The sequence below is a fragment of the Micromonospora sp. NPDC003944 genome (genome assembly GCF_053605225.1).
The window spans coordinates 64,576-73,766 of the sequence record NZ_JBSGIV010000001.1; the positions used below are offsets into that span (position 1 = coordinate 64,576).

Sequence of the window (9,191 nt, forward strand, 5' to 3'; positions counted from 1 at the left end):
CAACGACGGCAACGGGATCGGCGTCATTTGTCAGTGTTTGCGGGGTGGCAGGTCACCAAAGGGAGTGCGGGTGCAACGAAGCCGTAACCATTGACCGTTGACACTGGCGCAACCGTTTGCATTAATGGGCCACACCCAGTGACCGCCACCACATCGGACGAAGGGGTCGCCGTGCCAGTCACCATCCGGGACGTCGCCCGGGCGTCAGGTGTGCACATCTCCACCGTGTCCCGCACCTTCTCCGCCCCGCACCTGGTCAACCCGGAGACCCGGGTCCGGGTGCTGGCCTGCGCGGAGGACCTGGGCTACCGGCCGAACCGCGCCGCCCGCGCCCTGATCACCGGGCGGACGCACAACATCGGGCTGATCATCGCGGACATCGCGAACCCGTTCTTCCCGCCGTTGATCAAGGCGGCGGAGAGTCAGGCCCGGCACCGCGACTACCACGTCTTCGTGGCCGACACCAACGAGGACCCGACCGCCGAGGAAGAGCTGGTCCACGCGCTTGCCAAACAGGTGGACGGGGTGCTGCTGTGCAGCCCCCGGATGAGCAACAGCCTGATCGAGCAGCTCAGCCGCGAGGTCCCACTGGTCGTGGTGAACCGCCAGGTGACCGGCCTGCCCTGCGTGCTGATGGACGTCGGGCAGGGCGCCCGGTCGGCCATCGAGCACCTGGTCGGCCTCGGGCACCGGCGCATCGCGCTGCTCGGCGGTCCGCGCAGCTCGTGGACCAACCGGGAGATGCGCCGTGCCGCCGGCGCGGCGGCCCGCGCCGGTGGCGCGGAGCTGACCGTGCTCGGCCCCAACGCGCCCACCGAGGTCGGCGGCTCCGCCGTCGCCGAGCAGGTGCGGCGCAGCGGCGTGTCGGCGGTGCTCGCCTACAACGACCTGATGGCGATCGGCCTGATCGAAGGGCTCGACGCGCTCGGGGTCCGGGTGCCGCAGGAGGTGAGCGTCGTCGGGGTCGACGACATCACCCTGAGCCGGCTGACCCGCCCCAAACTGACGACGGTGGCCACACCCACCGGGGCTGCCGGCCGGACGGCCGTCGACATGCTGCTGCAACAGGACATCGAGTCACCGCGCGGCGCGCGGGGGCCCGGTGCCGGCACGGCGCTCGGCGTCCGTCGTACCACCGCACAGGTAATGCTCCAGACCGACCTGGTCATCCGCGACTCGACCGGCCCGGGCCCGTACGCCCGACCGGCACGTCCCCTGGCCGCACCGCATGGCCCGGACCCGCATTGCCCTGCGGGCCCGGGCATCCCGACTGCGGCCACCGGTGACGCCGTCGCCTCCTAATGCCGAGGAGTGAGCGCACATGCACCCCGCAACGCCCCCCACCACTGACGCGCCCGCCGGGCGCGCCCACCGTACCCCGCTGCCCCGGCGGCGCCTGCTGCGTGGCCTGCTCGCCGTGACGGTCGCCGCACCGCTGATGTTCGGCGCCGCCGCCTGCGGAGACGACGGCGGGGCCGCCGACCCGAACGCGCCGGTCAAGCTGTCCATCTTCTGGTGGGGCGGCGACGCCCGGGCCAAGCTGACCGAGGACGCGCTGGCCCTCTACACCAAGAAGCACCCGAACGTGACCTTCGAGAAGACCTGGCAGGCCAACCAGGGCTACTTCGACAAGCTGGCCACCCTCACCGCGGGTGGCAACCCGCCCGACCTGTTCCAGATCGACGACAACTACCTCGCCGAGTACGCGGCCCGCAACACCACGCTCGACCTGACCCCGTACCAGGAGTCCGGCAAGCTGGACACCTCCAAGTTCCCCAAGAGCCTTTGGCAGTACGGCGTCGTCGACGGGAAGCTCGCCGGCCTGGCCGCCGGGGAGAACACCCAGGGTCTGGTCTACAACAAGACGCTGCTGGCCAAGCACAACCTGCCCGAGCCGACCACGGGGATGAGCTGGGAGCAGCACATCGCCTGGGCCGAGCGGGTCACCGCCACGACGAAGGTGCCCGGCACGCAGGACCCGAGCGCCGACTACAAGGCGTTCTGGGTCTGGCTGCGCCAGCAGGGCAAGGACCTCTACAAGGGCAAGGAGCTGGGGTTCACCGCCGAGGACGTGACCGCGTGGTTCGACCTGTGGAAGGGCGCCCGGGACCGTAAGGCCACCCCGACCGCCGACGTCATCCACGAGGGCAACTCCAGCGACGTCACCAAGCAGTTGGTGGTCACCGGCAAGTCGGCGACCTCCTGGGTCTGGGCCAACCAGATGCCGGACCTGAAGAAGAACACCAAGGACGAGCTGGGCGTGATCGCGTACCCCGGTGACCCGAGCGCGCAGTGGGCGCGGGCATCGATGTACTGGTCGGTGTTCAAGGGCAGCAAGCACAGGGACGTCGCGGTCGACGTGATCAACTTCCTGAACAACGACCTGGAGGTGGTCAAGCTGCTCGGCACGGACCGCGGTCTGCCGTCCAACCTGGACCTGCGCCGGGTGGTCAGTGACGACACCACCGACCCGGCCATGAAGCAGTCGATCGCCGTCGAGGCGGAGCTGACCCAGAAGTTCGGCGAGTCGCCGCAGGTGCCGATCAAGGGGCACAGCAAGGTGAAGTCCGAGCTGGTCAAGGCCGCCGAGAACGCGCAGTACGGCCGGGCCACCCCCGCCGAGGCCGCCGCCCAGTTCGTCGAGGCGTGCACGTCCGCGATCGCCTGACCGCCTCGCGAGGCAAGGAGAGGAGCTGTTCGTGGCGTTGACCACGGCGCCCGACCCGACCCGACGCGGCCCCGGAGCAGACCGGGCCCACGCCGAGAGGCGTGGGCCCGGACGCTTCCGGCACAGCGAGGGTCTGGCGGGGTACGTCTTCCTGTCGCCGTGGCTCATCGGCCTGATGGGTGTCACGGCGATCCCCATGCTGCTGTCGCTCTACCTGAGCTTCACCAACTACGACATCCTCACCCCCTTCTCCGAGGTGCGGTGGGTGGGGCTGGCCAACTACGAGCGGATGTTCACCGCCGACCCGTCGTACTGGCACGCGGTGCGGGTGACACTGACCTTCGCGCTTGTCGCGGTACCGCTGAAGCTGGCCGCGGCGCTCGGCGTGGCGCTGCTGCTCAACCGCGCCTGGCGCGGCGTCGGTCTGTTCCGCGGTCTGTTCTACCTGCCGTCCCTGCTCGGCGGCAGCGTCGCGCTCGCCATCGTCTGGGTCAACATGTTCAACCGCGACGGCGCGTTCAACTCGCTGCTGAGCCTCTTCGGCGTCACCGGCAAACCGTGGGTCAACGACCCCGACTGGGCCCTCGAAACCCTGATGGTGCTGGCCATCTGGCAGTTCGGCGCACCGATGGTGATCTTCCTGGCCGGGCTCAAGCAGGTGCCCACCGAGTTGTACGAGGCAGCCTCGGTCGACGGGGCCGGCCGGTTCCGCCAGTTCCGCAACGTCACCCTGCCGATGCTCTCCCCGGTCATCTTCTTCAACCTGGTGCTGGAGACCATCAACGGCTTCCAGGGCTTCACCGCCGCGTTCGTGCTCAGCAACGGCACCGGCGGGCCTGTCGACTCCACCCTGATGTACACGCTGAACCTCTACATCACCGGCTTCACCGACCTCAACATGGGTTACGCGTCGGCGATGGCCTGGGTGTTCCTGCTCGCCATCGCGGTCATCACCGCGGTCTTCTTCAGCACCGGACGGTTCTGGGTGCACTACTCCGACGGGGAGGACCGGTGATGGTGACGGCGACCCCGACGGCCGACGCGCCGACCGCAGCGCCGCCGACCGCGCGTCGCCGGCCGGGCGGACGGCCCGTGCTGCGACTGCTGATCCTGGTGGCGATCGTCGTGGTGGTGCTCTACCCGCTGATCTGGATGGTGGGCACCTCGTTCAAGTCCCAGGAGGAGATCGTCAACAACGTCGGGCTGCTGCCCGAGCGGTTCACCCCGGGCAACTACACCGCCGGCTGGTCCAACTTCGACGTCAGCTTCGGTCGGTTCTTCCTCAACAGCGTCATGGTCAGCCTGCTCACCGTCGTCGGCAACGGGCTCTCCTGCCTGCTGGCCGCGTACGCCTTCGCCCGGCTGCGGTTCCGACTGCGCGGCATGTGGTTCGCCGTCATGATCGGCACGCTGCTGCTGCCCCAGCACGTGCTGATAGTGCCGCAGTACATCCTCTTCCGGACGCTCGGGCTGGTCGGCGGCGACTGGCCGTACCTGCCGCTGCTCATCCCGCAGTTCCTGGCCACCGAGGCGTTCTTCGTCTTCCTCATGGTGCAGTTCATGCGCGGCGTACCCCGGGAGTTGGACGAGGCGGCCCGCATCGACGGCGCCGGCCCGTTCGGCATCTTCCGGCACGTCATCCTGCCGCTGAGCCGTCCGGCGCTGGTCACCACGGCGATCTTCTCGTTCATCTGGACCTGGAACGACTTCTTCCGCCAGCTGGTCTTCCTGTCCCAACTGGAGGACTACACCGTCCCGGTGGCGCTGACGCTGTTCATCGACTCGACGAGTCAGAGCGCGGTCGGCCCGATGTTCGCCATGTCGGTGCTGTCCCTGCTGCCGGTCTTCCTGTTCTTCGTCGCGTTCCAACGGATGCTCGTCGAGGGGATCAACACCAGTGGCATCAAGGGCTGAACCCGACGACGCCGGCGGGCGACGGGACTGGCGCGACGTGGTCCGCGACGCCGCCGACCTGGCGCTGCTCGGCATCCTGCTGACCCTCGCGGCGGCACCCCTGCTCACCGCCGCCGCGGCGGTCGGCACGGCAAGCGCGGCGCTGCACGACTGGACGCGTACCGGCAGTTGGCCGTCGGCGGGCACGACCGTGCGTCGGTTCGGCCGCTCGCTGCTGCCAGGTGTGCCGGTCAGCCTGCTCGCCCTCACCGTGGCCGGGCTGCTCGCCGTCGACCTGGCCGCGCTGGGCACCGACCGGGTGCCGGGCGGCACGGCGGCGCTGCTGGTGACGGCGCTGATCGCGGCCAGCCTGGCCGGGTACGCCGGGCTTGTCGTCGTCGAGGTGGGCGGCAACGGGGGCGGGCGGTGGCGGGCCTGCGCCCGGTCCGCCGCCCGCGCCTGCCTCGACGCGCCCACCCGCTGGGCCGCGCTCACCGGGGTCGTCGCGCTGGCCGGGCTGCTCGCCGTCCTGGTCACCCCGGTCGCGGTGCCGATCCTCGCCGGTTACACCATGGCCGCCCTGCACGCCGTCACCGTCCGCCGGCCGGTCCCGGCCCACCCCACCGCCGGCCGGCGGAGACCCGCCGACCCGGCCGTCGTCGGCGGGCGCGGGGAGCTGCCGTGACCGGGGCGGGGGAGCCGGTGCGGCTGACGGTCGGGGCCACGGAGGTGGCCGCGTACGTGCTCGACCCGGCGCTCGACGCGCGGCACGGGCCGCGACCGTACCTGCACCCGGTACGCACCCTCGGCGGAACGGTGGTCACCGACGCGCTCCCCGCCGACCACGTGTGGCACCTCGGCGCCTCACTCGCGGTGCAGGACGTCAACGGCAGCAACCTCTGGGGCGGGCGCACCTACGTGCGCGACGTCGGCTACACCTGGCGCGACGACCACGGCGTCATCGTGCACACCGGGGAGGTCGAGCGGTCCCCGGGCCGGTACGCGCATGATCTCCAGTGGCGCGACCGGGCCGGTCGGGTGCTGCTGACCGAGCGTCGGTGGCTCGCCGCGTCGGTGCTCGCACCGGACGTCTGGCGGCTCGACCTGGAGTCCGTCCTCGTCGCTGCGGACGACCGGGAGGTGCGCCTGGGCAGCCCGGCCACCAACGGTCGCCCGGGTGGGGCCGGCTACGGCGGGTTCTTCTGGCGGGCCGTCGCCGACGGCGAGCCGGAGGTGTTCACCGCCGACGCGGCCGGGGAGGAGACGGTCAACGGCAGCGCGGCGCCGTGGCTCGCGCTGACCGGCATTGGGTCGGGCGGTGGGGCGTACACCCTGGTCTTCGCGGGTCTTGGGCGTGGCGACAGGTGGTTCGTGCGGACCGGAATGTATCCGGGGGTCTGTGTGGCGTTCGCGTTCGACCGTCCGGCGGTGCTACCGGTCGGCGGCAGCCGGCACGGCCGGTACCGGGTGTGGGTGGTCGACGGGACCCTCGACCCAGACGGTGTGGCGGCCCTGGTCGCGGCGGTGCCGTGACCGCCGGGTAAGCCCGGCGGTCAGCCGGATCGATCGGTCAGCTCACGGATCGCCGCCTGGTACGCCGCCTGGGTGTGGTACGGCCAGTGCCCCTCGATCGGCGGTGGCACGGTGTCCGCCGGGTCGATGGTCAGGCTGCGGGGGTCACGTAGTCGGATGTCGACGTCGACGCCGGGCGGTGGCCCGTCCGGGCCCGCAGGGAAGGTCGGGCCGCCGATCGGGTCGGTGTCGCGCCACAGGTTGCGCCACCGCCACCCGATCCGCCCACCCAGGTCGTGAAGCGTCTGCGGCCCGAGGTATGCCGGGTAGAGCCGCGCGTAGGTGCGCCGCAGCGGTGAGCCGTAGGTCAACAGCGAGACCCGGGCCAGCACGGACGGCGGTAGTTGCAGGATGGTGGCGGCGGCGAGCACCGAGCCGTGGCTGTGCCCGGAGATGACCACCGGCCCCCGTTCGGTGAGCCCGGTGACCCGTTTCGCCAGCTCCGGGACGGCGCGGGCGGCGTAGCAGGGCGGCGCGAACGGGTGCACCGTCCGGGGCCAGAAGGTGCCGAGGTCCCACAGCACCGCCACCACCCGCCGAGTCTGCGCGGACCGGTACGCGCGGAAACCGAGGATCAGGAGGCAGATCACCAGCAGGCTGATCACCCAGACACCGGCGTCGGTGACGTAGGCGGCGAGCACGGCGAAGGCGCCCCCGTGCCCGCCCAGGCGGGCCGCGAGTTGGGTGGGACCGATCCCGATCACGTCGAAGGCGACGGTGGCCAGCCCGAGCGACGCGATCAGCAGGAACGCGACAAGGACCGGCCCCAACTCCTCGGCGACCCGGGACCGGGCGATGGTCTCCCGGACCAGACGCAGCCGGTGCACGTCCTGCGCCGACACGTCCGGGTAGTCCCGCTCGATGATCCGTGCCGCCAGTCCTCGTCGCCGTCGCCGGCTCAGCAGGAGCGTCACCGAGGTCACCGCCGCGCCGATCAGCAGCGCGGCGAGCCCGGCGAGCGCGGCCCACCAGTAGGCGACCGGGGGCTCCAGCGGCCCGACGATCGGCGGGTTGGGCCGGATCGGGTCGGGAATCGCGCCGTGGTCGAGGGCGTCCGCGACGCGGTAGACCAGGGTCGCGGTGAAGGCCGCGCCGACGCTCACCGCCGCGGCCGCCATGATCGGGGTGCCGAGTCCGCGCAGGACGGGACGTTCGTCGCCCTGGGCAGCGCGCTGCCGGGTGTACGTGACGACGGTGAGCACGACGAGCAGGACGCCCTGCGCGGCGACCACCCCGGCGGCGGCGCCCTCGTACCCGGGCAGTTTTCCCGAGCCGGCCGGCGTCGCGCCCGCGAGGGTGGCCGACCCGAGGCACAGCACGGTCACCACGACGCTGGCCGCCCAGAGGGGACGCAGGAACCGACGGGCCTTCGCCGGGCTGGCTGGCACGGGCAGGGCGAGCAGGACCACCCCGGCCCCGAGCAACCCGACGGCGATCCCGAACAGCGCGACCTCACCGGGCGCGCCGACCACGCCCGGCGCGACGCCGGCGAGCAGCGCGACGTTGAGCGTTCCGATGCCGAGCACGACGTGGATCTGTCGCAGCCAACTCGTGGTATGCGCGTCCTGCCAGAAACCGGCGTCGGTGAGGCTCGCGGCCCCGTTGCCGGACAGCGGTGGCGCCGACGACGGGCCGAACCCCTCGAAGGCCCGGGCCGACCGGGTGCCGATGGCCCAGACGACCCGCAGCGCCAGCAGGGGTACGACCGACAGCAGGGCCAGCCGGGGCCCGGCGGGGACGGCGTGCAACCACGCCAGGTAGGGGCGGTTGGCCCGGCACCCCGGGTACGGCACACACTGCCAACCGACCAGGTCCAGCGTGACGCCCACCGCCGCCAGCACGAACGTGGCCGTGAGGGTGCCGGCGAGCAACCGGCACAGCACGCCGAGCAACCCCCACCGGTCCGGCCCCGGCGGTCGGAGCCAGATCGCCAGGTTGCTCAGCATGAACGGCAGCAGCAGCAACATCGAGGCCGTCCGCACCGCCGCGCCGGCGGTCAGCGAACCCCAGCGGTACGCCTCGACGGCGACCCCACCGGTGGCCCCGCCCGCGGTGCCGCTCCCCGGTCGGGGTCGGAAGAAACCCGCGTGCGTGTCCCCGGCGACCCGGACGACGATCGGGTGGTCGAGGATCCGTTCGGCGGTGACGCCGGAGATGCCGTGGACGCGCAGCTCCACCGCGTCACGCCCCGGCGTCTCGTCCACGCCGTCAGGGTCACAGACAATCCACCCGGCCGCTGCCGATACCGCAAACGCCAACGGATGGGCTCTGCCCCGGGTGGGTTAGCGGGACGGTAGTGCCGCGGTTACGCGGATGGCTTTGACGATCGCCGGGATGGAGCCGATCAGCAGCACCAGGCCCCAGATGATCGCGATCACCGCGAAGACCAGCGCCGCCACGTCGTCGACGATGCTGACCAGGATCACCGGCACCAGATTGTGCAGGAACTCCAGCACCACGGTGCACAGCAGGGTGGTGAGGATCAGCAGGACGAGACCCTTGTTCTGCAGGAACCGCGGCTGGGCCAGCACCAGCATCCCGGCCCACACCAGCTTGAGCAGCAGCACCAGCCCGAGCAGCACCGCCGCCTCGCCGACCGGGAAGAACCCCCACAGCGCCAGGTACGCAAGCGTTCCGAACGGGACGGCCAGGAAGAGCGACACCATGATCATCAGCTCGACGAACGCGACGACCAACGCGACAAGCCCGACGAGGATCAGGATGATCGAGAAGATCAGGCTGGCGACACCCTGCACCCGACCCTGGACACGCTCGGGCAGCAGCAGGCCCAGGCAGAACAGCCCGGTGCTCCAGACCGCCACCGCGTCGATCAACGCCAGGTAGCCGGTGCCCCGACCGGACGGTTCGCTGACCCCGGACACATCGTCGATCTCCACGTCGAGCGCCCCGGCGCTGTCCGCGAGCGCCGCGCCGGCGTCGGCGCCGCCCAGCAGCAGCCCGGCGCCCAGCTCCACCCCGATCGCCAGGACGATGGCGAGCATGGCCATCAGCAGGAACGGCTTGCGCAGGTCACCCACGGCGGCACCTTCCTCTCGGT

8 protein-coding genes are annotated in these 9,191 nt (G+C 71.5%); 6 read left to right on the forward strand and 2 right to left on the reverse strand.

Annotated elements, in window-relative coordinates; genetic code table 11:
- Positions 1 to 171 precede the first annotated feature (171 nt).
- From ACWER9_RS00260 to ACWER9_RS00285, 6 genes are read left to right on the forward strand one after another with little or no spacing between them, the layout of a single operon-like run.
- A complete protein-coding gene (locus tag ACWER9_RS00260) occupies positions 172 to 1,302 on the forward strand; it encodes a LacI family DNA-binding transcriptional regulator (protein WP_452299700.1) in 1,131 nt (376 codons plus the stop codon).
- A 19-nt stretch (positions 1,303 to 1,321) separates the two neighbouring features.
- The gene (locus ACWER9_RS00265; RefSeq protein ID WP_452299701.1) at positions 1,322 to 2,668 is read left to right on the forward strand and encodes an ABC transporter substrate-binding protein; all 1,347 of its coding nucleotides are present in this window, start codon (positions 1,322 to 1,324) and stop codon (positions 2,666 to 2,668) included.
- Between the two features lie 31 nt (positions 2,669 to 2,699).
- Entirely contained in the window at positions 2,700 to 3,683 is a 984-nt protein-coding gene (locus ACWER9_RS00270; protein WP_452299702.1) for a carbohydrate ABC transporter permease, read from the forward strand.
- Positions 3,683 to 4,582, forward strand: a complete 900-nt coding sequence (locus ACWER9_RS00275) for a carbohydrate ABC transporter permease (RefSeq protein WP_452299703.1) — start codon at positions 3,683 to 3,685, stop codon at positions 4,580 to 4,582. Before ACWER9_RS00270 ends, ACWER9_RS00275 begins: the two co-directional genes overlap by 1 nt.
- Entirely contained in the window at positions 4,566 to 5,246 is a 681-nt protein-coding gene (locus tag ACWER9_RS00280; RefSeq protein WP_452299704.1) for a hypothetical protein, read from the forward strand. Before ACWER9_RS00275 ends, ACWER9_RS00280 begins: the two co-directional genes overlap by 17 nt.
- Complete coding sequence (locus tag ACWER9_RS00285; protein ID WP_452299705.1) at positions 5,243 to 6,094, forward strand: DUF6807 domain-containing protein; 852 nt, start codon at positions 5,243 to 5,245, stop codon at positions 6,092 to 6,094. Before ACWER9_RS00280 ends, ACWER9_RS00285 begins: the two co-directional genes overlap by 4 nt.
- Before the next feature lie 20 nt (positions 6,095 to 6,114).
- On the opposite strand, the gene ACWER9_RS00290 is transcribed toward ACWER9_RS00285, so the two are convergent.
- Together ACWER9_RS00290 and ACWER9_RS00295 are read right to left on the reverse strand one after the other, a co-directional pair.
- Positions 6,115 to 8,337, reverse strand: a complete 2,223-nt coding sequence (locus ACWER9_RS00290; RefSeq protein WP_452299706.1) for a hypothetical protein — start codon at positions 8,335 to 8,337, stop codon at positions 6,115 to 6,117.
- A 78-nt stretch (positions 8,338 to 8,415) separates the two neighbouring features.
- Positions 8,416 to 9,171 (reverse strand): hypothetical protein, encoded by a 756-nt coding sequence (locus ACWER9_RS00295; protein WP_452299707.1) that lies wholly within the window; start codon positions 9,169 to 9,171, stop codon positions 8,416 to 8,418.
- Positions 9,172 to 9,191: the final 20 nt, after the last annotated feature.